This window comes from Pseudomonas fluorescens (assembly GCF_040448305.1).
GTDB classification, from domain to species: domain Bacteria; phylum Pseudomonadota; class Gammaproteobacteria; order Pseudomonadales; family Pseudomonadaceae; genus Aquipseudomonas; species Aquipseudomonas fluorescens_BH.
In genome coordinates, this window is record NZ_CP148752.1 from 280,640 (window position 1) to 303,667 (window position 23,028).

General features: G+C 57.7%; 27 protein-coding genes and 1 tRNA gene. 10 read left to right on the forward strand and 18 right to left on the reverse strand.

What is annotated here, in order from left to right:
* Nucleotides 1-10: 10 nt before the first annotated feature.
* The gene (locus WHX55_RS01240) at nt 11-2,104 is read right to left on the reverse strand and encodes a TonB-dependent siderophore receptor (RefSeq protein WP_150755616.1); all 2,094 of its coding nucleotides are present in this window, start codon (nt 2,102-2,104) and stop codon (nt 11-13) included.
* Between the two features lie 263 nt (nt 2,105-2,367).
* Between WHX55_RS01240 and WHX55_RS01245 the strand changes: the two genes are divergently transcribed.
* From WHX55_RS01245 to WHX55_RS01275, 7 genes are all read left to right on the forward strand, one after another.
* Complete coding sequence (locus tag WHX55_RS01245; RefSeq protein WP_353741866.1) at nt 2,368-3,039, forward strand: DsbA family protein; 672 nt, start codon at nt 2,368-2,370, stop codon at nt 3,037-3,039.
* Nucleotides 3,040-3,300: 261 nt separating this feature from the next.
* On the forward strand, nt 3,301-4,587 hold the full coding sequence (locus WHX55_RS01250) for an OprD family porin (protein ID WP_150755618.1): 1,287 nt from the start codon (nt 3,301-3,303) through the stop codon (nt 4,585-4,587).
* 247 nt (nt 4,588-4,834) lie between these two features.
* On the forward strand, nt 4,835-5,152 hold the full coding sequence (locus WHX55_RS01255) for a hypothetical protein (protein ID WP_046040827.1): 318 nt from the start codon (nt 4,835-4,837) through the stop codon (nt 5,150-5,152).
* Nucleotides 5,142-5,426, forward strand: coding sequence for a helix-turn-helix domain-containing protein (locus WHX55_RS01260; RefSeq protein WP_008003166.1), 285 nt, complete (start codon nt 5,142-5,144; stop codon nt 5,424-5,426). Before WHX55_RS01255 ends, WHX55_RS01260 begins: the two co-directional genes overlap by 11 nt.
* 219 nt (nt 5,427-5,645) lie before the next feature.
* Nucleotides 5,646-5,867 carry a 4-oxalocrotonate tautomerase family protein gene (locus tag WHX55_RS01265; RefSeq protein ID WP_150755619.1) on the forward strand — a complete coding sequence of 74 codons (222 nt, stop codon included), beginning with the start codon at nt 5,646-5,648 and terminating at the stop codon, nt 5,865-5,867.
* Nucleotides 5,864-6,520 carry a DsbA family oxidoreductase gene (locus WHX55_RS01270; RefSeq protein WP_353741867.1) on the forward strand — a complete coding sequence of 219 codons (657 nt, stop codon included), beginning with the start codon at nt 5,864-5,866 and terminating at the stop codon, nt 6,518-6,520. Before WHX55_RS01265 ends, WHX55_RS01270 begins: the two co-directional genes overlap by 4 nt.
* Nucleotides 6,521-6,563: 43 nt before the next feature.
* Nucleotides 6,564-7,274 carry an SDR family oxidoreductase gene (locus WHX55_RS01275; RefSeq protein WP_150726491.1) on the forward strand — a complete coding sequence of 237 codons (711 nt, stop codon included), beginning with the start codon at nt 6,564-6,566 and terminating at the stop codon, nt 7,272-7,274.
* A 244-nt stretch (nt 7,275-7,518) separates the two neighbouring features.
* Here the strand turns inward: WHX55_RS01275 and WHX55_RS01280 are convergent, their stop codons facing one another.
* The 9 genes from WHX55_RS01280 to WHX55_RS01320 all read right to left on the reverse strand — a co-directional run bounded on the left by WHX55_RS01280 (nt 7,519) and on the right by WHX55_RS01320 (nt 14,302).
* Entirely contained in the window at nt 7,519-8,016 is a 498-nt protein-coding gene (locus WHX55_RS01280) for an Abi family protein (protein ID WP_353741868.1), read from the reverse strand.
* Nucleotides 8,017-8,108: 92 nt separating this feature from the next.
* On the reverse strand, nt 8,109-8,510 hold the full coding sequence (locus WHX55_RS01285; protein WP_353741869.1) for an Abi family protein: 402 nt from the start codon (nt 8,508-8,510) through the stop codon (nt 8,109-8,111).
* 269 nt (nt 8,511-8,779) lie between these two features.
* A tRNA-Thr gene (locus WHX55_RS01290) sits at nt 8,780-8,855 on the reverse strand.
* A 78-nt stretch (nt 8,856-8,933) separates the two neighbouring features.
* A complete protein-coding gene (locus tag WHX55_RS01295) occupies nt 8,934-9,758 on the reverse strand; it encodes an FkbM family methyltransferase (RefSeq protein ID WP_353741870.1) in 825 nt (274 codons plus the stop codon).
* Nucleotides 9,759-10,101: 343 nt separating this feature from the next.
* Complete coding sequence (locus tag WHX55_RS01300) at nt 10,102-11,331, reverse strand: methyltransferase (RefSeq protein ID WP_353741871.1); 1,230 nt, start codon at nt 11,329-11,331, stop codon at nt 10,102-10,104.
* The gene (locus tag WHX55_RS01305) at nt 11,312-12,001 is read right to left on the reverse strand and encodes an ABC transporter permease (protein ID WP_008046525.1); all 690 of its coding nucleotides are present in this window, start codon (nt 11,999-12,001) and stop codon (nt 11,312-11,314) included. Before WHX55_RS01305 ends, WHX55_RS01300 begins: the two co-directional genes overlap by 20 nt.
* A complete protein-coding gene (locus WHX55_RS01310) occupies nt 11,998-12,693 on the reverse strand; it encodes an ABC transporter permease (RefSeq protein WP_057712425.1) in 696 nt (231 codons plus the stop codon). Before WHX55_RS01310 ends, WHX55_RS01305 begins: the two co-directional genes overlap by 4 nt.
* Before the next feature lie 72 nt (nt 12,694-12,765).
* Complete coding sequence (locus tag WHX55_RS01315; RefSeq protein WP_046040845.1) at nt 12,766-13,515, reverse strand: ABC transporter substrate-binding protein; 750 nt, start codon at nt 13,513-13,515, stop codon at nt 12,766-12,768.
* 13 nt (nt 13,516-13,528) lie between these two features.
* Nucleotides 13,529-14,302: an ABC transporter ATP-binding protein gene (locus WHX55_RS01320; protein ID WP_007972784.1), complete on the reverse strand. Its 774-nt coding sequence runs from the start codon at nt 14,300-14,302 to the stop codon at nt 13,529-13,531.
* Nucleotides 14,303-14,408: 106 nt separating this feature from the next.
* Between WHX55_RS01320 and WHX55_RS01325 the strand changes: the two genes are divergently transcribed.
* Nucleotides 14,409-14,639, forward strand: a complete 231-nt coding sequence (locus WHX55_RS01325) for a hypothetical protein (RefSeq protein ID WP_353741872.1) — start codon at nt 14,409-14,411, stop codon at nt 14,637-14,639.
* Nucleotides 14,640-14,866: 227 nt separating this feature from the next.
* Nucleotides 14,867-16,258 (forward strand): GABA permease, encoded by a 1,392-nt coding sequence (gabP, locus tag WHX55_RS01330; protein ID WP_353741873.1) that lies wholly within the window; start codon nt 14,867-14,869, stop codon nt 16,256-16,258.
* A gap of 77 nt (nt 16,259-16,335) precedes the next feature.
* Here the strand turns inward: gabP and vapC are convergent, their stop codons facing one another.
* From vapC to WHX55_RS01360, 6 genes are all read right to left on the reverse strand, one after another.
* Nucleotides 16,336-16,743 (reverse strand): tRNA(fMet)-specific endonuclease VapC, encoded by a 408-nt coding sequence (vapC, locus tag WHX55_RS01335; protein WP_150755626.1) that lies wholly within the window; start codon nt 16,741-16,743, stop codon nt 16,336-16,338.
* On the reverse strand, nt 16,743-16,973 hold the full coding sequence (gene vapB, locus WHX55_RS01340) for a type II toxin-antitoxin system VapB family antitoxin (RefSeq protein WP_056725827.1): 231 nt from the start codon (nt 16,971-16,973) through the stop codon (nt 16,743-16,745). The genes vapC and vapB overlap by 1 nt, the downstream gene beginning before the upstream one ends.
* Before the next feature lie 169 nt (nt 16,974-17,142).
* Entirely contained in the window at nt 17,143-17,595 is a 453-nt protein-coding gene (locus tag WHX55_RS01345; RefSeq protein ID WP_353741874.1) for a hypothetical protein, read from the reverse strand.
* Between the two features lie 6 nt (nt 17,596-17,601).
* Nucleotides 17,602-18,018, reverse strand: coding sequence for a hypothetical protein (locus WHX55_RS01350; RefSeq protein ID WP_150755628.1), 417 nt, complete (start codon nt 18,016-18,018; stop codon nt 17,602-17,604).
* A gap of 96 nt (nt 18,019-18,114) precedes the next feature.
* Nucleotides 18,115-19,089 carry an alpha/beta fold hydrolase gene (locus WHX55_RS01355; RefSeq protein WP_353741875.1) on the reverse strand — a complete coding sequence of 325 codons (975 nt, stop codon included), beginning with the start codon at nt 19,087-19,089 and terminating at the stop codon, nt 18,115-18,117.
* A gap of 68 nt (nt 19,090-19,157) precedes the next feature.
* Nucleotides 19,158-20,216: a PDDEXK nuclease domain-containing protein gene (locus WHX55_RS01360; protein WP_353741876.1), complete on the reverse strand. Its 1,059-nt coding sequence runs from the start codon at nt 20,214-20,216 to the stop codon at nt 19,158-19,160.
* Nucleotides 20,217-20,469: 253 nt separating this feature from the next.
* Between WHX55_RS01360 and WHX55_RS01365 the strand changes: the two genes are divergently transcribed.
* Entirely contained in the window at nt 20,470-20,919 is a 450-nt protein-coding gene (locus tag WHX55_RS01365; RefSeq protein ID WP_353741877.1) for a carboxypeptidase regulatory-like domain-containing protein, read from the forward strand.
* A 124-nt stretch (nt 20,920-21,043) separates the two neighbouring features.
* Here WHX55_RS01365 and WHX55_RS01370 read toward each other — a convergent pair whose 3' ends face one another.
* Together WHX55_RS01370 and WHX55_RS01375 are read right to left on the reverse strand one after the other, a co-directional pair.
* Nucleotides 21,044-21,835 carry a TSUP family transporter gene (locus tag WHX55_RS01370; protein ID WP_353741878.1) on the reverse strand — a complete coding sequence of 264 codons (792 nt, stop codon included), beginning with the start codon at nt 21,833-21,835 and terminating at the stop codon, nt 21,044-21,046.
* A 41-nt stretch (nt 21,836-21,876) separates the two neighbouring features.
* On the reverse strand, nt 21,877-22,956 hold the full coding sequence (locus WHX55_RS01375; RefSeq protein WP_353741879.1) for a hypothetical protein: 1,080 nt from the start codon (nt 22,954-22,956) through the stop codon (nt 21,877-21,879).
* Nucleotides 22,957-23,028: the final 72 nt, after the last annotated feature.

The window sequence follows — 23,028 nt, forward strand, 5'->3', positions numbered from 1 at the left end:
TAAATGGTGTTTAGAAACTGTAGGTACCCGTCACCACCAGGCTACGCGGTGCCCCCGGCTGGATCTGGAATGCACTGGTCGCCGACTCGTAATACGTCTTGTCGCTGATATTGTTCAGCGCTGCGCGCAAATCCCAATCCTTCTGACGGAAGCCCGCCAAGGCGTCCCAGCGGCCATAACCCGGTAACACGGTGGTGTTGAGGTTGTCGGCGTAACGGTCGCCGACCAGGGTCAAGCCGGTTTCGGCGTACCAGCCCATTTCCGGTTTCCAGGTCAGGAACAGGCTGCCGTTATGCTTGGCCACGTTGTTGATGCGTTTGCCTTCCAGGCCGTTGTTGTCCTTTTCGATGGTTGCGTCCTGCAGACCCACGCCACCGCGCATGTACCAGTTGCCGGTAATCCTGCCGGCGGCGGTCAACTCGATCCCGCGAGAGCGTTGCAGACCTGAAAGCAGGGTAATGGTCGGGTTGTTCGGGTCGCTGGTACGGCGGTTGTAGAGCTCCAGCTCATAGATGGCCAGCGTGGTGCTCAAACGATCATCGAGCCAGTCACTCTTGACCCCGATTTCCTTCTGCTTGGTCAGCTCGGGGCTCAGGTCATTACTGTTGCCCGCCGCGCCCGGGGTGATGCCGATCAAGCCACCGCCGGCCGGTGAGAACGTCTTGCTCCAGGAGGCGTAGAAGGAGTGATTTTGCAGCGGCGTCCAGACCACGCCAACGCGAGGGCTGGTGCTATGGCTGTCACTGTCTTCGGAAATGTTGCGCACCTTGTTCGTCGACTCGATATCGAACGTGTCGTAACGCAGGCCACCGAGCAATTGCCATTGATCGTTCAGGCGCAATTGATCCTGTACATACACCGCGCGGCTCTCGACCTCGGTGTGGGTATTGCTCGACACCACCATGCGCCCGGTGTGACGCAAGTTGCGGTCGGGGTTGTACAGGTCCAGCGCCGGCACCGATGAACTGCCCGGTCCGGAAGTGGCGGCGGTGTACAACAGGGGGTCGCGGCGCTGGCTGCCGATTTCGATGCCGGTGAGCAGGCGGTGCTCCAGGCCAAAGGTATCGAAGCCACCTTCCAGCTCGACGTTGTTGTAGATGTTTCGAGTGTTCAGGTCCTGCTGCCAGTGCTGGCGCGTGACCTTGTTGGTGGCCGGGACGTAGCCGCTCAGGTAGGTATTGTCGAAATCACTGTCGAGCTTGAACACACCCAGGGTCTGGCGCAGTTGCCAGTTGTCGCTCAGTTCATAAGTGAGTTTCGAGCGCAGGGATTGCGCCTTATCGTCGATGAAATCGTTTTCGCTGCCGTAGGTCGTATCGCGTCCCACGTCTGCCGGGCGACCGTTTACACCGGGAATGCCGCGATCCGGTGTTCGATTATAGCGACTGTATTCGTACTGCACCAACCAGTTCAGGTCGGGGGTCAGCTGCCAGCTGATCGAGGGCGCGAACAACTGACGATTGCCACTCACGCCATCGCGGAAACTGTTCTCGTCCATGTTGCCCATGTTCAGTCGCAGGCTGATGTTCTCGGAAGGGTCGGTGCTGAGGTCGGCATAGAGGCTGCGCAAGTCCTCACTACCGCCCTGGGCTTCAATGGTCGAGCGGCGACCGAACTCAGGCAGTTTGCTCACCCGGTTGACGATGCCGCCCTGGCTGCCACGGCCATACAACACGGCGGCGGGGCCTTTTAACACGTCGATGCGTTCGATGTTGTGCAGGTCGCGAACGTACTGGCTGTCGTCGCGGATGCCATCAAGATAGAAGTCGTTGCTGGCGTCGAAGCCGCGGATGCGCAGGCTGTCGAAACGAGTGTCGGCGCCGCTGCTGACGTTGGGGATACCGCTGAGCGCCGTGCCCAGATCGTTGGTGCCGTAATCCATGACGTTCGAGGTTTTGATCGAGTCGATGGCTTGTGGCACGTAGCGCACCGGTGTGGCGGTCCGGGTTGCCGTGCTGGTTTGGGTTACGCGCGGGTCGTCGGCTTCAGCTTCGGCGCTGATCGATGTGGCAGGTAGGGTGGTCGGTGCAGCGTAGGAAAAACCGGCAGACAACAAGGCAGAGAGCCCAAAGCTGTAGGGCGCAAGACGAAAAGGGGCAGGCATTGAAGAGCGCATCCGTAGGATTTTAGATTGAAGCGTGTAGGAGGGCGCGGATAGTAATGCTTGTCATTTACTGTCGTTAGTTGTTATTGAGAATTTGTCTCATTTGATTGTTTCGAATTGTGTCGGAATTAATACAAAATGCCGACGCATTCATTCGACCGATTCAAGCAACAAACTGAAAGCCAATCCGGCGTTTTTCCGGGGCCGCTGCGGCACTAACCTGCCGACATCGAATTTTCCTGAATTTCTGTCGGAGCTTTCCCATGATCCTGCATTACATCTACGACCCCTTGTGCGGTTGGTGCTACGGCGCCAAACCGCTGGTGCAGGCCGCCCAAGCAGTGCTGCCCGTGATTGCCCACGGCGGCGGCATGATGACGGGGGCCAATCGGCAAAAGGTTTCGCCACAACTGCGCAATTACGTCATGCCCCACGACCGGCGTATTGCCGAATACAGCGGGCAGCCGTTCGGTGAAGCCTATTTCGAAGGTTTGCTGCGTGATCACACCGCCGTGTTCGACTCGGCGCCACCCATCGCTGCGGTGCTGGCTGCCGAGCAAATGGCCGGTCGCGGGCTGGAGTTACTGGGGCACTTGCAAAGTGCTCACTACGTGGAGGGGTGCCGCATCGCCGACGAGTCGGTACTGTTTGAACTTGCCCACGGCATGGGGCTGGACCGCGAAGCCTTCGAAAAAGCCTTCAGGGCGGCCGACACCGAAGGCCATATCAGGAACAGCCGAGCGCTTCTGGCCAAGGTTGGCGGGCAGGGCTTTCCGACCCTGGCACTTGAGCACAATGACCAATTCACCCTGATCGATATCGGGCCATGGCTGGGCAAACCCCAGGCATTTGCGCAGTGGCTGGGTCAGTCGCTGCCCGATCAGGGATCATCCATTTCCGCAGCAGCCTGTGGCCTCGAAGGCTGCGTTGATTGAATATTCCTGCCGCGTAAAGCCATTTCTTAGACGATTTTCGCTTGTTTTTAGACGATTCATGAAATTGACACATCGTTGAGGGCGCGGCTACGATTCGGCCCAACGCCTGTGGCCGACCGCCACGATCAAAAATTATAAGAAGGCCCGCCGCGAGAAATCGTGGGCGGGCCTTTTTGTTTTTGTCATGAAATAAGAGCGCGATAGCGCCGTTTCGGCCGTTCAACACAGCGCGTATCAACCGGAATTAAGGAAAAGAACAAAATGTTGAACAAGCGAATCAGCCTGATCGCTCTGGGGATGTTGAGTGCGACACAGGCCATGGCGAACGACCAGGCCGAATCCAAGGGTTTTGTTGAAGACAGCAGTCTCAAAGTGCTGCTGCGCAACGCCTATATGAACCGTGACTTCAAAGACGGCAACCCGGATAAATCCGAGTGGGGCCAGGCGGCCATCGGTACGTTCTCGTCCGGCTTCACCCAAGGCACCGTGGGTGTGGGTGTGGACGCTTTCGGGTTATACGCACTGAACCTGGAGCGCAGCGAAGACCGTAGCGGCGCACAAGGCATCGATTTCTTCAAAAAGGGCGACAGCGGCCAACCGGCGGACGACCTGTCCAAGGGCGGCGCAGCAATCAAGTTCCGCCTGTCCAGCACCACCCTGACCTACGGCGACCAGATGCCGGCCCTGCCGGTGCTGAACTACGACAACTCGCGCCTGCTGCCGGAAAGCTACACCGGCACCTTGATTACCTCCAAAGAGATCAACGGCCTGCAACTGGACGCGGGTCGCTTCACCGCCGAATCGCGCAAAAGCGCCGAAGGCCATGACAGCGGTGGCTTGAAGTCGATCAACGTATTGGGCGGTAGCTACCAGTTCACCGAGCAATTCAAGGCTGCGCTGTACGCTTCCGACGTCGAAGACGTGCTGAAGAAACAATACGTGAACGCCAACTACGTGTTCCCGATCGACAAGGATCAGTCCCTGACCCTGGACTTCAACGGCTACCGTACCAAGCTGGAAGATTCCTACGTCCGCGAAAACGGTATCACCGGTGACGACAACAAGATCTGGAGCCTGGCGGCCACCTTCATCACCGGCCCGCACTCATTCACCCTCGCGCACCAGCGCAGCACCGGCGACAGCAACCTGGGCTACGCCTACGGCGGCTACCAGAAAGACCAGGGTCGTGTCGGCGACGGTGGCAACACCATCTACCTGGCGAACTCCTACTGGTCCGACTTCAACGCCGAAGACGAACGCAGCTGGCAAGTGGGCTACGGCCTGGACTTCAGCACCTTCGGTGTACCGGGCCTGAGCTACAACGTGGCCTACGTGCGCGGCGACAACATCACCACGTCCACCAGCGAAGGCGGCACCGAGCGCGAGATCTTCAACCAGATCAAATACGTCGTGCAAAGCGGCCCGGCCAAAGACCTCAGCGTGAAACTGCGCAGCTCGGTCCTGCGCGTGTCGCAGAAGTCGAGCGAATACAACGTCAGCGGCAACGAAGTGCGTGTGTTTGTGGATTACCCGATCAATATTTTTTGATGATGGGTTGCGGTATCGAGGCCTGATGCAAGGCTGAGAAAAAAGAAGAAGCCCCGACTGGTTCGGGGTTTTTTTTACTTTTGATGTGCTCATGTCGCCGAAACTCGATTTCGGTAACACGTCTTTCGAACGTGTCGTCCGCGGCGACATGTTCGGAAGACGTGTCGCAAAAAGTGAAAAATTGCGACACGTCGTAGCACTTCAAATCGATTGCTCGAATATACGGCAATGCCGTATAGTTGGGTCCATGTTCACGATTATCGAAACCGAAATTTTCAAGCGTTATGCTGAATCCATCTGGGACGATGGCGAACGTCATGAATTCATTACCTGGCTGGCGGCTAATCCGTTGGCCGGCGACGTGGTTCCTGGTAGCGGTGGTCTGCGCAAGGTTCGTTGGTCCCGTAGCGGGATGGGCAAACGAGGTGGTACTCGTGTCATTTACTACAACACGCTTTCTGAAGGCTCTATCTGGTTGCTAATCGCCTACACCAAGGCGAAATTCGACAATTTACCCGCAGCCTTCCTTAAGCAGCTGAAGGAGGAAATCAGTAATGGTCAATGAACTGGAGCAATTCCAGCAGGACTTGCTGGACTCTGTGCGTCAAATGAAAGCAGGCAAAGCCGCTCGTGTGACTGAGGTGCCGTTGTCTGCGGCAGCTGAAGCGCGGGCAAAAGTCGGTGTATCTCAAAGTGCATTCGCCAAGCTGATTGGAGTCAGTTTGCGAACGTTGCAGGATTGGGAGCAGGGGCGGCGGCAACCGACGGGAGCGGCGCAGACACTATTGCGTGTGGCGAGTCAGCATCCTGAGGCATTGCGTGACCTTCAAGCGATTTAGCTAAGAAGGCAAACTCCATTCTCAACACATCGCCGAAATTGAGAAAGTCGGCAGGTTTCTCGATGGGCGCCAGTACTTTGCATGCTTTCTCTTTAATTCATTACGCCACGTAACGAATGAAGTTCCCGCCCCCACCTTTATCCCCTCCCGCCAACCCCATACATTCATCTCCAACGCCTCTCCCATCATCCCGACGGGAAGGTCACTGGAGTTGCCCTCATGCCTTTCGTAACCGTACGCATCACCCGCGATGGCGTTACCACTGAGCAGAAAGCTCAGGTGATTGCCGAGATCACTGAAACACTGGAACGCGTCCTCAACAAACGCCCTGACCTGACCCACATCGTGATCGAGGAAGTCGACACCGATAACTGGGGTTACGCCGGAATCACCACCACCCAGTACCGCAAGCAGCTGGCCGAGGCGCAAGGGCAATCATGACGTCCTCCGTCACCATCGATTTCATCTCCGATGTGGTGTGCCCCTGGTGCGCGCTGGGGGCGACGGCGCTGGAGCAGGCGATCGAAAACGTGGCCGGGGAAGTCTCGGTCGAGCTGACCTACAAGCCGTTCGAGTTGAACCCGGATATGCCGGCCGAAGGTGAGCAAGCGGTCGAGCACTTGATGCGCAAGTACGGGAGAACGGCCGACGACGTCGCCGCCGGCAAGGCCATGCAGATCGCTCGCGGCGAGGCCATCGGCTTCAAGTTCGATCTGGAGAAGCGCACGCACTTCTACAACACCTTCGATGCGCACCGTTTGTTGCTGTGGGCGTTGCAGGAAGGCCGGCAGGTCGAGCTGAAGAAGGTGCTGCTACAGGCCTACTTCAGCGAAGGCCAGAACCCGAGCGATCACTCGACGCTGGTGCGTCTGGCGACTGAGGCGGGGCTGGATGCGACAGATGCGGGAGAGGTGCTGGCGTCCGACGCATTCGCCAGCGAAGTGCGTGAACTTGAAATGTATTACCGCCAGCACGGCATCAACTCGGTCCCGGCCTTGGTGCTGAACGGTCGCCACCTGGTGTCCGGTTCGCAATCGGTCGAGTACTACGAACAGATGTTGCGACAAATGGCGAACGCCCCGGCCGAAGCCTGATTACAGATTTCTACCCCACTTTTTATTGTCAGAGGTCTTCATCATGAGCATTTCGAAAAAAGTCATCGTAATCACCGGCGCATCCCAAGGTCTCGGCGACGGTATGGTCAAAGCCTTTCGTGAACTCGGTTACCGGATCGTCGCGACTTCGCGCTCGATCAAACCGTCCACCGATCCGGACATTCTCACCGTGGCCGGTGACATCGGCGAGCCGGAAACCGCCCAGCGCGTCATCCGTGAAGCGATGTCCCGTTTCGGTCGCATCGACACCCTGGTCAACAACGCCGGGATCTTCATCGCCAAGCCGTTCACCGCGTACACCGCAGAAGACTACGCCAATGTGCTGTCGGTGAACGTCAATGGCTTCTTCTACATCACCCAACTCGCTATCGCCGAGATGGAAAAACAAGGCAGCGGCCACGTCGTCAACATCACCACCAGCCTGGTGGACCACGCCATCGACGGAGTGCCATCGGTGTTGGCTTCACTGACCAAGGGCGGCCTCAACGCGGCAACCAAATCCCTGGCCATCGAATACGCCAAGCGCGGGATCCGGGTGAACGCGGTCAGCCCGGGCATCATCAAGACCCCGATGCACGGCGAGGAAACCCATGCCGCGCTGGGCAATCTGCACCCGGTCGGGCACATGGGCGAGATCGATGATATTGCGCAAGCGGTCGTGTATCTGGATGGCGCCAAATTCGTTACTGGCGAAATCCTGCACGTGGACGGTGGTCAGAGCGCAGGTCACTGAAAGCACTTTTTCCAAACCCCGGAAACAACAAAGCCCTCGTGTTGCTATGAGGGCTTCGTTTTGTGTGGTGCCCGCCAGACGAACGGTATGTTTCGGGAAGATTAGGTTTCCTCAGGGCCTCATACGTGAGGACGATCATCGCAGTCGATACGACTATCAAGGCCTCTGGAGGAGCCACACGACAAGCTCAATCAGGAGGAGGTCTGTGCTTATTCGGGGGGACAATCCACGATTTCTGGCTTCCTTACTCCAAACTCCATTGCTGCTGACGTTTCCAATCATTTGGAAATCCCATGAGTCTCAAATAGCCCGGTTCCTGCTGATCCATGATTTTTGCCAGGCGAAGCTTCCATTGACTGTCTGGACTGATCAGGTCGGTTAGATAGGCCAGTATCGTCAATACGATGTACAGACGCTGCTTAGGCTGAGGCCCGTCGCCAGGTGCATTCGGAACGACCCATTCTTTTGGTAAGGATGGTCGAATTGAGAGCTCTCGGTTCCATAACCGTGAGTGGTGGGCGCAGCAGTTTCGGATGAAGGTCAGGGTGTGGAGCCAGGAAGCCAATACTTCGAAGGGCAGATTGAATCTGCTAGCGATCGCTTTTTTGTCGACGCTTTTGCCTATGGCATTGAAGAGGGTGGATACCGTTCCAAGGCTGAGTTCTTCCAGAACAGCCCAGGCGGGCGGCAACTCAGGGTGGATATAAGTCGAGCCGTAGAATCGGAAATAGTTATCGCGCATGCGATTTTCAATCCGTTGTTGCTGGACTCCATCACCCTGACTGCTTTTTTTGATGCGATCAATCTCACGTCCAAGTTTCTTCCGTTCCTTGTTCAGTTGATCTCGCAGAGGGCGCAGCAGATTGTCATGTGGGTATTACGAGGAGAAGAGTGATGCGTGTCAGCTATCCAGTCAGGTCCATATTTGGGGCACATGTGATTGCTGATCGCCGCTCGCATGGCGACTTCGACACGTTCGATGGCATCCATGGCAATGCGACGCAACGAACCATCGAAGCGGTAGATGTCGACGACGGCCTTCAGTGTACTACCGGGCTTGAAGGTATGTTCCGGCCCTTGCTCCTGGAACGGGCGCATGTAGGGGCTCAGGCGAAACAGCGTGACCACTTCGAGAAAACGCATGGCGCGGTCGTTGTTGGCGACTTGCAGGCCTCGTTGCTTTAGCAGTTCCAATCGCTGTTCTACGCTGAGGGCCGGTTTGTCGAAGGGCCTCATGTAGCTTTCTCCAGGCAAAAAAAACCCGCACGATTTGAGCTTGCTGACTGGGTCAACCTAGGCTTGGCGGGTGTGTTGGGGTGCATTATAGGTAGGAGTAAGAGCCCGTCAACGCCGCGCTGACGTGAATTTGTAACGGGTAGGTGCGCGGGCAATGTTTGGTCTGTCGATGAAGATAGGCTTATCGCAGCAATGTGGCAGCTTCCAGCGAGTTTCCAAACCATAGGAACAACAAAGCCCTCGTATTTCTACGAGGGCTTTGTTTTGTATGGTGCCGGCACCAGGAATCGAACCCGGGACCTACTGATTACAAGTCAGTTGCTCTACCATCTGAGCTATACCGGCGTGTCAGGGCGACGATTATAGCGATTGGTTGGCTTCTGTAAACCCCTGAATTTTGACTATTTTTGTTCGGGCTTCAGGTCAGGCGCGCAGCAGGGTTTTCTTGAGTTTCTGAATGGCTTGCCAGGTTCGACTGTTTTGCATCGCGCGCAGCTGTGCTTCGGCCTGTTCGGCACGTTGTAGGGCGGCGGCGAGTTGGTGTTCGGCGTCGCTGACGGGGTGGCTGAAGTTGTGGCCTTTGCAGAACTGGAACTCGTCCAGGTTGCACGGCGGGATGTCGAAGGCGGGTTTGAGGTTCAGGTGTTCTTCGGCGAGGTAGTAGGTATTGATGCCGTCGAACAGGATGGATTGGTAGCCGGCGTCGGTGACGAGGCTTTCCCAGGTCTGGTCGCGCTCCCACGGGGTTTCGATGAGGATCACCCACGGCCGCCACTGGGTGAAGTCCATGCCGCGCAGCACGGTCTCTTCGTGGCCTTCGACGTCGATCTTCAGGAAGTGGATAGCGCGGCCCTGGGCGTGTTCTTCGCAGATGGAGGTCAGGGTGCGGGACTTGATCGTTTGGCTGCGTACGTCCATGCCGGCGTCTATGTGCATTTTGGCCATGGCCGGGTCGAGGGTCGAGAGGCCGGTGCCGGCAATGCCGTAGAAGGTCAGGTCGTCAGCGCTTTCCCCGGCCGCGCATTGCAGGTTGGTGTCTTTGGGGCGTTGCTGGCACAGGGCTTCGTAGTAGTTGGGCATCGGTTCGACGTTGATGCCGGTCCAGCCATTGTCGTAGAACGCCTTGGTGACCGAATCATGGGTGGGATGGTTTGCCCCGACGTCGATGTAGAAGCCGTTCTCGACGGTTTTGAGGGCGCGCCACAGGCGGATGTCTTCGAAATTCTGTGCGTAGGAAATGAACGTCACTGGCGCATCCTGTCGGAGGAATGTTCTTGTTCGTGGCCGCACTGCCGGCGCCCTTGAGTGTGTGTATATCAAGAGTAATGAAAGGGTGCAATTTCCCCTGTCCGCGGTCCGGGATTAGGCATTTATGTCGTTTTGATTAAATGCTTATGCACAATGCCATTGGCAGCGCACTGGGTTTAGGCCGAATTTGTGGATCCGTTCTCATTTGTCCGCAAATACCTGTTTTTTCGATTTTTTATGCAGGTGTATAAAAAATGAACAGTATGGATTTTGCCCTGAAACCGGCGTGGATATTGGATCCACGATAATTCCATCAACAGAGTTATCCACAGGTCGGGTGCGTTTAGGCGCGTTCGGCCAGGAGCAGGAAATTTCGCGGCGTGAGCGGGGTTTCGCAGAAGGTGCCGACGCGGACGCTGTAGCCCTGCTCGGCGAGGAAAAGTGCCCGGTCAAGGACCAGCCAAAGCTCCAGCGGGCGTCGGAAAAGTCCGCGCATTAGTTCAAGGTTGCGCACTTCGGCCAGTCGCTGCCAACCGGCGGCTTCAAGGCTTTGCCAATCTTGCGGGCCGATTGTGGATAACTCTTTGAGTGCGGCCAGGTGATGGCAGTAATCGGCGAAAGATTTGTCCAGCCAGGCGCTGGGCAGGGAAGGGGTTGGCAGGTACTCGTCCAGGCCGCGCAGTTGCCGTTGCAGCAAGTCGAAGCCTAGACGCCGGGCCATGGAGGTGTCGCGTTGACGTCGCACGCGGGCACCGGCGGTAACGGTTTCGCTCATGGGCAACGCGAGGTCGTCGAGGGAAAGCTGTAGGCCGGAGCCTTTGGCGGCCGAGGAAATCGGCGAATATTGGGCAAGACTGATCCGGTTGTAGCAACACGGCGCAATGGCGAGTTGTTTGCAGCCTGTGGTGCTGGCGAGTTGAATCAGCCGCACATGCAAATCACCGCAGGCATGAAGCGCGACGGGCGTGTGATGCGCACTCAGTAGACAAGCGGCGCCTGCCGCGAGCACATCCTGTTCGATATGCAGTGCATGCAGGTGATGACGCTGGCTGAGTGCCTGGCCGCTGGTTACCAGTGCCGGGTCGTATTCCAGGCACGTCAGTTGTTGCCCCGGTTGCAGCAGGCGGCGGCCCAGATGTCCCTTGCCCGAGCACCAGTCCAGCCAATGCTGCGGTGCTTCGGAAAACTGCAATCGACTGGCGAAGGCTTCGATCTGTTGCCATTTGCGCCCCGGTACATCGACGTTCAATCGATGGCCGGCCGCTTCGAGCATGAGTGCGGGCAATTCATCCACGGCACTCAAGGCAACGGACATCCTTGCCAAGGAAGCAAAGGGTTCCGGTGCATTCAGGAGGGCGGGTTGGTTGTGAGCGTTTTCCGCGTCTTCCAGCGTTCGCTCACGCAGCCATGCGGCCAGCTCCGGGTAGGACGCTTCCCAGGGTAGCTGCAGATGAGTGAACGGCCGAGGTTTCCACAGTGCCTGATGCTCTGTCAGAAAAGCATCCAGCACGGTGAAACGGGCGAGCAGGGCCTCGCCCGTCAACACGCAATCTTCAACGCCCTTGGCAGGCATCGACGCGCAACCAGCGCTCCAGCAACTTGAAGCCACGCACCAGCACGTAAGCCATTACCAGGTAGAACATGCCCGCGGCGAAGAAGATCTCCACCGGCAGGTAGGTTCGGGCAATGATGGTACGGGCCATGCCGGTCAGTTCCAGCAGGGTCACGGTGCTGGCCAGGGCGCTGGCCTTGAGCATCAGGATCACTTCGTTGCTGTAGGCCGGCAGGCCGATGCGCGCAGCGCGCGGCAGGATGATGTAGAACAGCGCCTTGGGTCTGGACATGCCCAGTGCCCGTGCCGCCTCGATCTCGCCCGGTGGAATCGCCTGGATGGCGCCGCGCAGGATTTCCGCAATGTAGGCCGCGGTGTGCAGGGTCATGGTCGCCGTGGCGCACCAGAACGGATCGCGCAGGTACGGCCACATCGAACTGTTACGGATCGCGTCGAACTGCGCCAGGCCGTAGTAGACCAGGAACAGCTGAACCAGCAGCGGCGTTCCACGGAAAAAGAAGATGTAGCCGTAGGGAAATGCCCGTACCCACCACAGGCGCGACGAGCGGGCGATGCCCAGAGGAATGGCCAGCAGCAAACCGGCGATCACGGCGATGGCCACCAGTTCCAGGGTCAGGGTTGCGCCCTGGGCCAGTTTCGGCAGCCACTTGATGATGACTTCCCAGTTCATTGGGTGCTCCTCGCGAAGCCGCGAGCGGCACGTTTTTCCAGGAAGTGCATGCCGGTCATCGCCAGCACCGTCAGGCTCAGGTACATGAACGCGGCCACCATATAGAAGGTGAACGGCTGTTTGGAGACGGTCACGCCGATTTGCGCATGACGCATGATTTCTTCCAGGCCGATCACCGACACCAGCGCGGTGTCTTTCATCAGGATCATGAACAGGTTGCCCAGGCCGGGCAGGGCGATGCGCCACATCTGCGGCATGATCAATTTGGTGAAGATGCGCCACTTCGACAGGCCCAGGGCCACGCCGGCTTCACGATGGCCTTTGGGGATGGCCAGGATCGCGCCACGAAACACTTCCGTGGCGTAGGCGCCGAAGCACAGGCCCAGCGCAATCACGCCAGCGGCGAAGGCGTTGAGTTCAAGGTCGGGGTTGCCGAAGAACTCGCCCAGGGCACGCATCAGGTTGACCGTGCCGAAGTAGATCAACAGCACCCAGAGCAATTCCGGGATGCCGCGAACCAGGGTCGAATAAGTGCCGCCAAGCCATTGCAGCGGCTTGTACGGGGAAGTCTTGGCCAAGGCGCCGAGCAGACCGAGCACCAGCCCCAGGCACAGGGCCGAGAGTGCCAGTTTCACAGTCATCAGCGCGCCAGCGGCGAGCGCCGGGCCGAATCCGTAGAGGTCGATAATCATGGATTTCTTTTCAAATCGCGGCAGGCAAGGCCGAGAACCGGCACCATCAGGCGCCGGTCAGGCAGGTCAGTATCAATAGATGCTGAACGGGAAGTACTTGTCGTTGATCTTCTTGTAGGTGCCGTCAGCGACGATTTCTTTCAGCGCAGTGTTCAGCTTCTCGCGGATCGGGTCCTTCTTGCGCACGGCAATACCGATCTTGTCGCTTTCTTCCACTGGGTCGCCCTTGAACTCGTAGCTACGGCCAGCGTCGCTTTTCAGCCATTCGTAGTTGACGTACTTGTCGGCCAGGATGCCGTCCAGGCGGCCGGAAGTCAGGTCGAGGTAGGCGTTTTCCTGGGTGTCGTAGAGCTTGATGGTGATGTCGTCACCATAGTGGTCTTCCAGGAAGGTGCCGGCCAGGGTCGCGCGCTGGGCGCCGATGATCTTGCCTTTGAGCGCCGCCTTGTCGGTTTTGAAGTCGATGTCTTTCTTGGCGATGAACTGCAGCTTGTTGGAGTAGTACGGGTCGGTGAAGTCCACCGCTTGCTTGCGCTCGTCGGTGATCGACATCGAGGAGATCAGGAAGTCGAACTTCTTGGCGTTCAGGGCCGGGATGATGCCGTCCCAGTCGGAGGTCACGACGGTGCACTCGACTTTCATCTTGGCGCACAGGGCGTCGCCGATTTCTTTGTCGAAGCCGACGACATTGCCACTGGCATCTTTATTGTTGAACGGCGGGTAAGCCGCCTCGATGCCCATCTTCAGGGTTTCGGCCATGGCACCGGCGCTGAACGCCAGGGTGACGGCGGCAGCCAGGAAGACCTTTTTGTAGTTCTGCATGTGGGTAGCTCCGTTAGCGGTTGCTGGACATGAATTGTTTGCAGCGCGCCGAAAGCGGGTTCTCGAACACCTGCTGTGGCGATCCTTGCTCTTCTACCAGGCCCTGGTGGAGGAACACCACTTCGCTGGAGACCTGACGGGCGAAGCCCATTTCGTGGGTCACGAGCAGCATGGTGCGGCCTTCTTCGGCCAGCGCGCGGATGACATTAAGTACTTCCTGGACCATTTCCGGGTCAAGCGCCGAGGTCGGCTCGTCGAACAGGATGACCTTGGGCTGCATGGCCAGGGTGCGGGCAATCGCCGCCCGTTGTTGCTGGCCACCGGACAACTGCGCCGGGTAGGCGTGGCGCTTGTCGGCGATGCCGACCTTGGCCAGCAGGGCTTCGGCCACTTCGATGGCTTCGGCCTTGCTCTGGCCGAGCACGCGGCGCGGGGCTTCGATGATGTTGTCGAGCACGCTCATGTGCGGCCACAGGTTAAAGTTTTGAAACACAAAACCGATTTCGCTGCGCAGGCGATTGATCTGCTTGCCGTCGGCGGCCACCAGTTCACCGTTCTTCGCGGCCTTGAGCTTGAGTTCTTCGCCGGCGACCAGGATCTGCCCCTGGTGCGGGTTTTCCAGCAGGTTGATGCACCGCAGGAACGTGGACTTGCCGGAGCCGGAGGAACCCAGGATCGAGATCACATCGCCGTCGCGGGCGGTCAGCGAGATGCCTTTGAGCACTTCCAGCGAACCGTAGCGTTTGTGCAAGTTGCGGATTTCAAGCGCGGGCGTGGCCTCAGCCATGTGCGTTCCTCATATATGTTGCGCTCCTGCTGTTGGCGGCCTTCCTGGCGAGGCGGCCAACCTAGCATAGCGTTTCAATGGCAGCCAACAGCGCTACGGACGGTAAATGGCTGGTGCGTGGCAGGTTGTCGCATCGGCGCAGCAGACTGTCGCCCCATCAACAACCGAACAGCTGTTTGAACCTTGCCTGTCGATAAAAAGCGCGGTGGCTGCCGCAAAAAAAGGCGCGATGTTGCCAGCTTTGACAGGGTGTTGGAAGCGCTATCCGGCCAAATGCACCGCTTGTGCACTTTTAATGTGCGCGGAGCCATTTTCAGGTGTGTTTCCGGTGCGCTGATTCACCACACAAAGTGGGTCGCAGGGTAACGCTCTGGCAAAGCGCCATTGAATTCAATGGGTTGCGATGACTGTCCGGTCGAGGCGAGATCGCCGGATTAGAAGGATTTGAAATATTTTGGCGCAAATATTGCGTGCAGAATCCAGAACGCCCTGTTGGCTTCTTTTTACGAGAAGGTCCGCCGAACGGGATGCACGCATTCGCTTCTCCTTACAAAGGTAGTTTTAATGAGCAGTACCCAAAGCTCTAATGGCCTCGAACAGGGGCTCAAACCGCGCCACGTGACCATGCTGTCGATTGCCGGGGTTATCGGCGCCGGCTTGTTCGTTGGCTCGGGTCACGCCATCGCCGCTGCAGGTCCGGCTGTTCTGTTGGCTTACGCCGCCGCCGGCATGTTGGTGGTGCTGGTGATGCGCATGCTCGGCGAAATGGCCGTTGCCTCGCCGGACACCGGTTCGTTTTCGACTTACGCCGACCGCGCGATCGGTCACTGGGCCGGTTTCACCATCGGCTGGCTCTACTGGTGGTTCTGGGTGCTGGTGATTCCGCTGGAAGCCAACGCCGCCGCGACCATCCTGCATGCCTGGTTCCCTGGCGTAGACATCTGGGCCTTCGCTCTGGTCATCACGATGCTGCTGACCGTGACCAACCTGTTCAGCGTAAAGAACTACGGTGAGTTCGAGTTCTGGTTCGCCCTGCTCAAGGTTGTGGCGATCATTGGTTTCATTGTTCTCGGCGTCCTGGCGATCTTCGGCTTCCTGCCGAACAGTCAGGTCAGCGGTGTTTCGCACCTGTTCGACACCCAAGGCTTCCTGCCAAACGGCATGGGCGCAGTGTTGGGCGCGATCCTGACCACCATGTTCTCCTTCATGGGCACCGAAATCGTGACCATCGCGGCCGCGGAATCGAAAGATCCGGGCAAGCAAATCTCCAAGGCCACCAACTCGGTGATCTGGCGGATCGGCTTGTTCTACCTCGTATCGATCTTCATCGTTGTGGCCCTGGTGCCATGGAACGACCCGATCCTGGCCAGCGTTGGTTCCTACCAGACTGTGCTTGAACGCATGGGCATCCCGAACGCCAAGATGATCGTCGACATTGTGGTACTGGTTGCTGTGACCAGCTGCCTGAACTCGGCGCTCTACACGTCGTCGCGCATGATGTTTTCCCTGGGCAAGCGCGGCGATGCGCCAGCGATTTCCACGCGTACCAACAAAAGTGGCACGCCTTACTGGGCAGTGATGCTGTCCACTGGCGCCGCGTTCCTGGCAACATTCGCCAACTACGTGGCTCCGGCTGCGGTGTTCGAGTTCCTGCTGGCCAGCTCCGGTGCCATCGCACTGCTGGTGTACCTGGTGATTGCGATTTCGCAACTGCGCATGCGTAAGCAGCGTATAGCGCGCGGCGAGAAAATCGCCTTCAGCATGTGGCTGTTCCCGGGCCTGACCTACGCGGTGATCGTCTTCATCGTCGCGGCCCTGACCATCATGCTGTTCCAGGATGCCCATCGCGTGGAAATTCTCGCGACCGGCTTGCTCAGTGCTCTGGTGGTAGCGGCCGGCTTGCTGGTGGCTCGCCGCCGCAAGCTGGAAGAACGTGGCGCGGTAGTGCTGAACTGATCCATACCGTGTAATGCAAAACGGCCGCTGTCAGTGATGACAAGCGGCCGTTTTTGTTTCTGTCGATTGTTCTGTGTTCAGTCGACATGAACCCAGTCTTCTACGCGTAACCCCGGAACGCGCTCAAACTCCCGCAGGTTGTTGGTGACCACGATAAACCCGCGTGAGCGTGCGTGCCCGGCAATCATCTGGTCATACGGGCCTATGGGTGTGCCGGCTTTTGCCAGCTCGGATCGGATCATCCCGGTGTGCGCTGCAGCTTCATTGTCGAAGGGCAGGACTTCAAGTCGGGCGGCGAAGCCTTCGATGACCGCCAGGTTTTTTTCGGGGGCAGCTGATTTTTCCGCGCCGTAAATCAGCTCCATCAGCGTGACCGCACTGATGCACAGTTGGCCGTGATGACGGTTGAACGCCTCCCGTACCACCTGTGGTTTGTTCTTGATGGTGAAGATGCAGATGTTGGTATCGAGCATGTACTTGATCATCAGAACGACTCACGCTCCTGATCGGCAGGTTGCTCGCGATCGGTCATGAAGTCTGCCGTGATGCTTTCGCCATCGAACCAACTGTCCCAGGTTTCACCGGCGGGCGTGATGATTCGGCTTCGACCTACGGCGACGACGTCGACTCGTTTCACGTCGCTTGGCATGGCTACAGCTTTCGGCAGGCGAACGGCCTGGCTTCGATTGCTCATGAAAAGGGTTGTCTGTTCCATTTGGACCTCCTGCGCTTTTGCTGGCGCGATGAGTCCAAAGGATAGGTTTTGTGTTGGATATGTCAACGGGATATACGTGGTGTCTGACGGAAGGAAAACGATCGATTCAGAGCCAAAAAAGGCCGCTGTCAGTGATGACGAGCGGCCGTTTTTGTTTCTGTCGAAACCTTTACTCGGCTTTTTCTTCCGGCGCTTCCAGCGACTCGCGGTAGACATCCAGTGCAGCGCTGAAGTCAGCAATGAACTGCGGCTCGCTCAGCCAGGCCTGGGCGGTCTCGCGATCCATGCCGTCAGCCCACATGCGGTAGTCGATCAGCATGTCAGCGGCCAGGTGGGTGGCGGCCATGCCTTCGTCGTCGGCGTTTTCCATGTCCAGCAGTTCTGGGTGGTCGATGATGATAAAGGCGAGGTTCGTCAGCAGCACCGAGAGCATTTCGTTGCGGCTGACGGCTTCCGCGTCGCGCATTTTGCTGAACATCGCCAGGGTGTATTCCGGGATCGGCTCGGCGAGGTGGTCAAGGTCATCGTCCAGCGCGGCGGGTTTGCGGCCGTGGATATTGATCTGCTTGGCTTTGGCTTTTGCGCGCTTGGCGCGTTTCTGTTGCTTGTTCAGGGAGGCCATGGGAACTCAGTTCGGTTTCTGTTGGGTTTGCGCGGCAATGGCGTCGGACGCCGCCACGTAGTCAGCCTGGAAGGCCGGTGATTCGATCCACGCCAGGGCGCCGGCCTCGTCGGTTTCGGCCGACCATTGGCGATATTCGATCAGAGCAGCGAGGATGAAGTCTGTCGCTGTTTCCTCACCTTCCTGCTCCAGTACCAGTGCGATAAGCGGATGTTCCAGAAAGGCCGCGCACATGGTCTGCTGGCTGATCTTTTGTGCATCGATCATCTCTTTGAACATGTCGGTCAGGTCTACCGATTCGAAGTCGATGCGATCATCGTTCGGGTCCAGTTCCACCGGCGCGGCAGCCCGCTGGGTGCGGTTCTGCTTGGCCTTGGCCTTGGCGCGGGAGGCGCGTTTGTGCTGCTTGTTGGCGGAGGCCATGGGCGTCGTTCCGTATTCGTTGAAGGGGCAAAAGGCCTAGGGGGCGCTCTCAATTAGTTTTCCCGGCGCGGCGTGAAAACTAATTGAGAACGCCCCCTAACTGCGTGGCACTCGCCGCCCGGGGGTATCGGGGGCCAGTTCGCCGTTTTGCAGCCAGGCCAATGCAATGGGCCATAGTGTGGCTTGGTATGCGCTGCGAAAAAAGGCGAAATGTCCGACTTCTTCTTCGCCGATGTCTTGGGGATGGATACGCAGGTGAGAGTTTGTGCTGCCGGTGAAGTAGCCAAGCAGGCGTTCGATGGCCGGAACCGTGCCGTAGGGATCGTCGCTGATGCTGATGGCCAGGGTTTGCGCGGTGACGCCGGCAAAGGGTAGCTGTCCGGCGGTTTTGCTGATTGTGCGGCCGCTGGGGCGTTTCTCGTAACGGGCAGTGGAGAGGCTCCAGTCACGGACCACGCCGGCGGGTGTGTCTTCCAGCCAGCCAAGGCGTTTGCCCGGAAAGTAGCCGTAGAGCATTGTCACCAGTGGCATCAGCACATGCCACTTGCCGAACATGCGCCAGCGATGGGCCGGCGCATAGTCGCGCCAGTAGGCGAATTGCGCACCGACCGTCACCAGACGCCGGATCAGGTGCCCGGACGCCCCCAGGCCCGCTGCACAGCCGCCAAAGCTGTGGCCGACCACATCGATAGGCTGCCTTGGGAACTCACGCTGTGCGCGCTTGAGCATCGCCTCGAAATCCAGCGCTCCCCAATCGGTCCACGAGGCTTGAAGCCCCTTGAGCGATGCCGGCCGCGACTCGCCGATGCCGCGGTAGTCATAGGTGATGACATCGAAGCCGCGGGCGAACAGGTAGTCGGCGAAGCGCGAGTAATGGCGGCAACGGACCGAGGTGGCGGCATTGATGATCACGACCGGACGAGCGGCGTCCCGAGAAGGGTGTCGCCAGGTGAAGCCACCGAGGATGAAACCGTCCGAGGCGGTTTCCTTGAACGGTTTGCCGGGGGTGGTATCCGGCAGCGGCAACTCGATGTGACTGGGGGCCAGTGGAGGTGTGTCCTGCAAATTCATCGGCGTCAGTCCTTTGCGGGTAGCTGCCAACGATAGTCTTGATGCCGTTGATGAACAATCCATTCGCCTCAACGCAGTTGTTGATCGAGCAGTCGTTCTTCAAGTGCTGCCCATTGCCGATCCAGTTCGTTACGCAGTTGTTCTTCACTCGGCAGGACAAGCTTGTACTTGCTGGCGAGTAGTTGCTCGTTTCCTTCCAGCACTGAGTAACGCACCACGGATTCATCCTTTTGCGCACAGAGAATGATGCCGACGGTGGGGCTGTCTTGCGTGCCGCGCTTGAGGTCGTCGTACATGCGCACGTACATGTCCATCTGCCCCACATCCTGATGGGTCAGTTCACCGCGCTTGATATCGAAGATGACGAAGCACTTGAGCAAGTAGTTGTAGAACACCAGGTCGATGCAGAAGTCTTTGCTGCCGATAATGATGCGTTGCTGGCGGGCAATGAACGCGAAGCCCTTTCCCAGTTCCAGCAAGAAGCCCTGCAGTTGTTCGAGCAGCGCTTGTTCGATCTCGCTTTCCTGAAGCTTGTCGGCATTGGGTAAACCAAGGAACTCCAGTACCACCGGATCACGGATGAAATCCCGAGGGCTGGCCTTCATGTTTTGAATGTGGGTGGCGGCCTCCTGCTTGACGCTGCCGCGATCGCGGCTCGCCAGCAGGCGCTCGTAGTACAACGTATTGATCTGGCGCTCCAGCGCTCGGCTTGACCAGTTTTGGGTGGCTGATTCGTTCATGTACCAGAGACGAGCGCTGTCGTTGTCGACCCGAAGCAGGCGGCGATAGTGGGTCCAGCTCAATTCGTGACGCAGTGCGTCACGAATTGGAAAGGCTTGATAGAACAGACGCATATACCGAAGGTTGGAAGCGTCAAATCCCTTTCCGAACTCCGCAGTTAGCACTTTGGCCAAGGTCGACGGTAACTCTTTGCCATACCTGGCCCGGCGCGCGCCGTTCTGTTCGAATTCAACGATGTGCTGGCCAATTTTCCAACAGGTTTGCACTTGCACGGTATCGACCGCCCGAAGCACTTTCTGACGTGCCTGATGGATCATTTTTCCAAGGTTGCAAAGCAGTGATGCCAGATGTGGATCGTGAGTGTCATTGGATGTGAGGGCCGTCATGAGGTCTTCCGCAGCAGGTTGAACAGCGAAAGAGAATGACAAGTGAGCACCCTTCGAAGATGCCGGGAGTTACTGAAAAACAGGCAGGAAATACCGGGTCCTCTGGCAGGACGGGTCTGAATCTGGGCGAAGGCTGAGGAACAAATGGCGTAGTACGTTTCGTACTCAGGCCAAATCAATCTAAACCCCTCCCTCCGACTGAAAATCCAATGAGTGTAACGATTGGGTTCTGCAGAACCCGGGAGTCGTCATCATGAAATACCTCCATACACTCCTGTTGCCCCTCACCGCTGTAGGCGTGCTGATGTTTCCAGCGATGTCACCTGCCGCCAGCCTTGAGCCCATCGACAGCTCGGGGGTACAGGTGCAAAGCCAGGAGCAAAACGGCATCACTTACCTGTCCGGCGGTATCGGCGAGGATGAGTCCAAGGCCATCCAGCAGACCACCGGCTATAACCTGCACATGACGTTCTCTGTCGGGACGGGAAATGAATACGCTCCTGACGTGAATGTGGTTATTCAGAAAGCCCCGGGGCAGACCGTGCTGACGCTCAATGACGCCGGTCCGCTGGTTTACGTGAAACTGCCTGCCGGTAAATACACGGTCATTGCGACGCGCAACGGCGAAACGCGGCAGGACGTTGCCGATGTTGGCAGTGGTGTAGCCCGTAACCTGGTTTTCCACTGGAATGATGCGAGTTAACGGGAGGCTGCAAATCCAGGGGGCGTAATCAGACCCTGAATCTTGTGATTCAGGGTTTCTTGTATGTGGTGTCATGAACGGCGTACAGCCCCATCTGGAGCGCCGATCATTATCGACGTGATGATCATAACGACGCCAATGTCTGGATGAGTGCAACGCGTAAAGGGTTGGTTTCTACGCTCAGCAGCTTGATGGCCAAGGCGCAGCAGACCACGATCAACATAGGTTTGATCAGCCGTGGCCCGACCCGAACAGCGGCCCGTGCACCCAATTGAGCACCGACGAAGGCCGCCAAAGCCATGGCAATGGCTACCGGCCAGATAATCACACCTTTGGTGATAAAGACCGACAGAGAACCGAGATTGCATGAGGCATTGGCAAGTTTGGTAAAGCTCATGGCCCGCATCATGCCCAAGCCGCAGAGCAGTACGAATCCGACGATAAAGAAAGAGCCTACACCGGGGCCAAATATACCGTCGTAGAAGCCAAGAATCGGCGCAACGCTAAACGAAAAAAGCAGAATGCCGATTCTCTTGCGTCGATCTTCATTGGCCAGCTTTGGTGAGAGCGCAAAATAGATGGCCACCAGAATCAGCATGATAGGTACGCAAACTTCCAGATAGTGCTTATCAATAGAGCTGACCAGCAAGGCACCACTGGCGCCGCCAATAAATCCGCAGACAACCAGGAAACGGCCTTCGCGCCACTCGATCATTCCTTTGCGAGCAAAGGTTACAGTTGCCGAAACAGTTGCCGAAGCAGCCTGGAACTTGTTCGTGGCAATCGCACTGATAGGGTCCACCCCAGCCAGAAACAGTGCAGGCAATGTTATCAATCCGCCCCCACCTGCTATTGCATCAAAAAAGCCGGCGCAAAATGCGACGAGCGCTAACAGGCTAATTAGATCCCAAGACATTCCGATCCCTCTTTTACAGTTACTGGCAAGTCATCCAAAAGTCAGCCCTGCAGCCTCAGTGGGTCTTCTGAAATAACGATAGGAGACGAAAATTTCGACAGGCCAAAAATGCGAACTAGCACCCGTCTGTTGTCTTGGATGATGTCCCGGCCGTGGAGCGCCCGAACGTTATTGATGAGCAATGCGGACTCTTGCGTCAGCGTGTATTCGATTGGAGTTGCTTCGCGCACACCCCGGCAAAGGGCGGCATAGGCCGTTTTGACGAAACGTGAGGCATTGCCGTTAACCGAAAATCGGTATGAGTTGAAACGGGCCGCGAATCCGACCTTGTCATCGAACTCCAGTATCGAAACATTGCGCCCGTCCCCTCCCTTGCCACTGACGAAGGAGTCACTGCGGGTGAACTGAAAATTCCCTGTAGTCAGGGCGAGGCAGTTGGTTACACCGATTTTTTCCAGCACGGGTGGCAGCGCAATTACCGAAGTCGGTTCCAGGCTCGGGTTCCAAAGGGCGGAGAGTATGAGCGACGACGGCGATGGGGAGTGCCCGTCTTTTGCGTTTATGGCGCACCAGTAAGGCGCCTCGGTGTGTGGGCCAAGCGCCAGGCCTGAGTGGGAACTCAGTTCTTTGATGTCCGGCTCCGTAGGGATTTTGCTCAGTCCGCCCCCCTTGAAGTTGGCCACCAGTCGAATCAGTTTTCCTTCATTGTCCATGTCGTAGGCAAAGGCCCTGTTATCTACCAGTTTCAACAGGATCTGATTACGGGCGGCCAGACAAAGGACGTCGCTTCGGTTTTCCAGGGAAGTCTGGTCTGGTAGTTCATCTGGAGGGCTGACGTCTGAGATTTTTTGCAACCCATCAAAGATCAACGCGGAAACAAGGCCATCGGAATAGGCACTCAGCAGTTCGCATTGGTCTTTCGAGAACGAGAACTTCAATTCAATAGCTGCCAAAGCGGCTTTGGACTTGGCTCCGGGTGCCTGCGGCCCGCCGATGGCGGCCAGTTCTTCGGCGAACATGTGCAGCAATGCTGACTGCTGGATATCAAAGCTGAACGTTCTGATTTCTTGTTCGGTAAAAAACTCAGCGGTTTCGACGTCTGGTTGAATGGCCTCAGTCATTGTCTTCCCTGTTGTGTCTCTGCTCCCGCCTGTGCGGCAGCTTACCCTCCGATTCTGCACAAGCCGATGATC

Excerpts from the sequence above, each read along its gene's own strand:
- WHX55_RS01255 (WP_046040827.1), top strand. The coding sequence starts at position 4,835 with ATGTTCACGATTATCGAAACCGAAATTTTCAAGCGTTATGCTGAATCC.
- WHX55_RS01315 (WP_046040845.1), bottom strand. The coding sequence starts at position 13,515 with ATGCAGAACTACAAAAAGGTCTTCCTGGCTGCCGCCGTCACCCTGGCG.
- vapC (WP_150755626.1), bottom strand. The coding sequence starts at position 16,743 with ATGATCAAGTACATGCTCGATACCAACATCTGCATCTTCACCATCAAG.
- WHX55_RS01375 (WP_353741879.1), bottom strand. The coding sequence starts at position 22,956 with ATGACTGAGGCCATTCAACCAGACGTCGAAACCGCTGAGTTTTTTACC.
- WHX55_RS01285 (WP_353741869.1), bottom strand. The coding sequence starts at position 8,510 with ATGAGGCCCTTCGACAAACCGGCCCTCAGCGTAGAACAGCGATTGGAA.
- WHX55_RS01260 (WP_008003166.1), top strand. The coding sequence starts at position 5,142 with ATGGTCAATGAACTGGAGCAATTCCAGCAGGACTTGCTGGACTCTGTG.
- WHX55_RS01370 (WP_353741878.1), bottom strand. The coding sequence starts at position 21,835 with ATGTCTTGGGATCTAATTAGCCTGTTAGCGCTCGTCGCATTTTGCGCC.
- WHX55_RS01305 (WP_008046525.1), bottom strand. The coding sequence starts at position 12,001 with ATGAACTGGGAAGTCATCATCAAGTGGCTGCCGAAACTGGCCCAGGGC.
- WHX55_RS01265 (WP_150755619.1), top strand. The coding sequence starts at position 5,646 with ATGCCTTTCGTAACCGTACGCATCACCCGCGATGGCGTTACCACTGAG.
- WHX55_RS01270 (WP_353741867.1), top strand. The coding sequence starts at position 5,864 with ATGACGTCCTCCGTCACCATCGATTTCATCTCCGATGTGGTGTGCCCC.
- WHX55_RS01360 (WP_353741876.1), bottom strand. The coding sequence starts at position 20,216 with ATGACGGCCCTCACATCCAATGACACTCACGATCCACATCTGGCATCA.
- WHX55_RS01240 (WP_150755616.1), bottom strand. The coding sequence starts at position 2,104 with ATGCCTGCCCCTTTTCGTCTTGCGCCCTACAGCTTTGGGCTCTCTGCC.
- WHX55_RS01355 (WP_353741875.1), bottom strand. The coding sequence starts at position 19,089 with ATGAATTTGCAGGACACACCTCCACTGGCCCCCAGTCACATCGAGTTG.
- WHX55_RS01245 (WP_353741866.1), top strand. The coding sequence starts at position 2,368 with ATGATCCTGCATTACATCTACGACCCCTTGTGCGGTTGGTGCTACGGC.
- WHX55_RS01310 (WP_057712425.1), bottom strand. The coding sequence starts at position 12,693 with ATGATTATCGACCTCTACGGATTCGGCCCGGCGCTCGCCGCTGGCGCG.
- WHX55_RS01250 (WP_150755618.1), top strand. The coding sequence starts at position 3,301 with ATGTTGAACAAGCGAATCAGCCTGATCGCTCTGGGGATGTTGAGTGCG.
- WHX55_RS01365 (WP_353741877.1), top strand. The coding sequence starts at position 20,470 with ATGAAATACCTCCATACACTCCTGTTGCCCCTCACCGCTGTAGGCGTG.
- WHX55_RS01280 (WP_353741868.1), bottom strand. The coding sequence starts at position 8,016 with ATGCGCGATAACTATTTCCGATTCTACGGCTCGACTTATATCCACCCT.
- WHX55_RS01345 (WP_353741874.1), bottom strand. The coding sequence starts at position 17,595 with ATGGCCTCCCTGAACAAGCAACAGAAACGCGCCAAGCGCGCAAAAGCC.
- WHX55_RS01275 (WP_150726491.1), top strand. The coding sequence starts at position 6,564 with ATGAGCATTTCGAAAAAAGTCATCGTAATCACCGGCGCATCCCAAGGT.
- WHX55_RS01320 (WP_007972784.1), bottom strand. The coding sequence starts at position 14,302 with ATGGCTGAGGCCACGCCCGCGCTTGAAATCCGCAACTTGCACAAACGC.
- gabP (WP_353741873.1), top strand. The coding sequence starts at position 14,867 with ATGAGCAGTACCCAAAGCTCTAATGGCCTCGAACAGGGGCTCAAACCG.
- WHX55_RS01350 (WP_150755628.1), bottom strand. The coding sequence starts at position 18,018 with ATGGCCTCCGCCAACAAGCAGCACAAACGCGCCTCCCGCGCCAAGGCC.
- vapB (WP_056725827.1), bottom strand. The coding sequence starts at position 16,973 with ATGGAACAGACAACCCTTTTCATGAGCAATCGAAGCCAGGCCGTTCGC.
- WHX55_RS01325 (WP_353741872.1), top strand. The coding sequence starts at position 14,409 with ATGGCTGGTGCGTGGCAGGTTGTCGCATCGGCGCAGCAGACTGTCGCC.
- WHX55_RS01300 (WP_353741871.1), bottom strand. The coding sequence starts at position 11,331 with ATGCCTGCCAAGGGCGTTGAAGATTGCGTGTTGACGGGCGAGGCCCTG.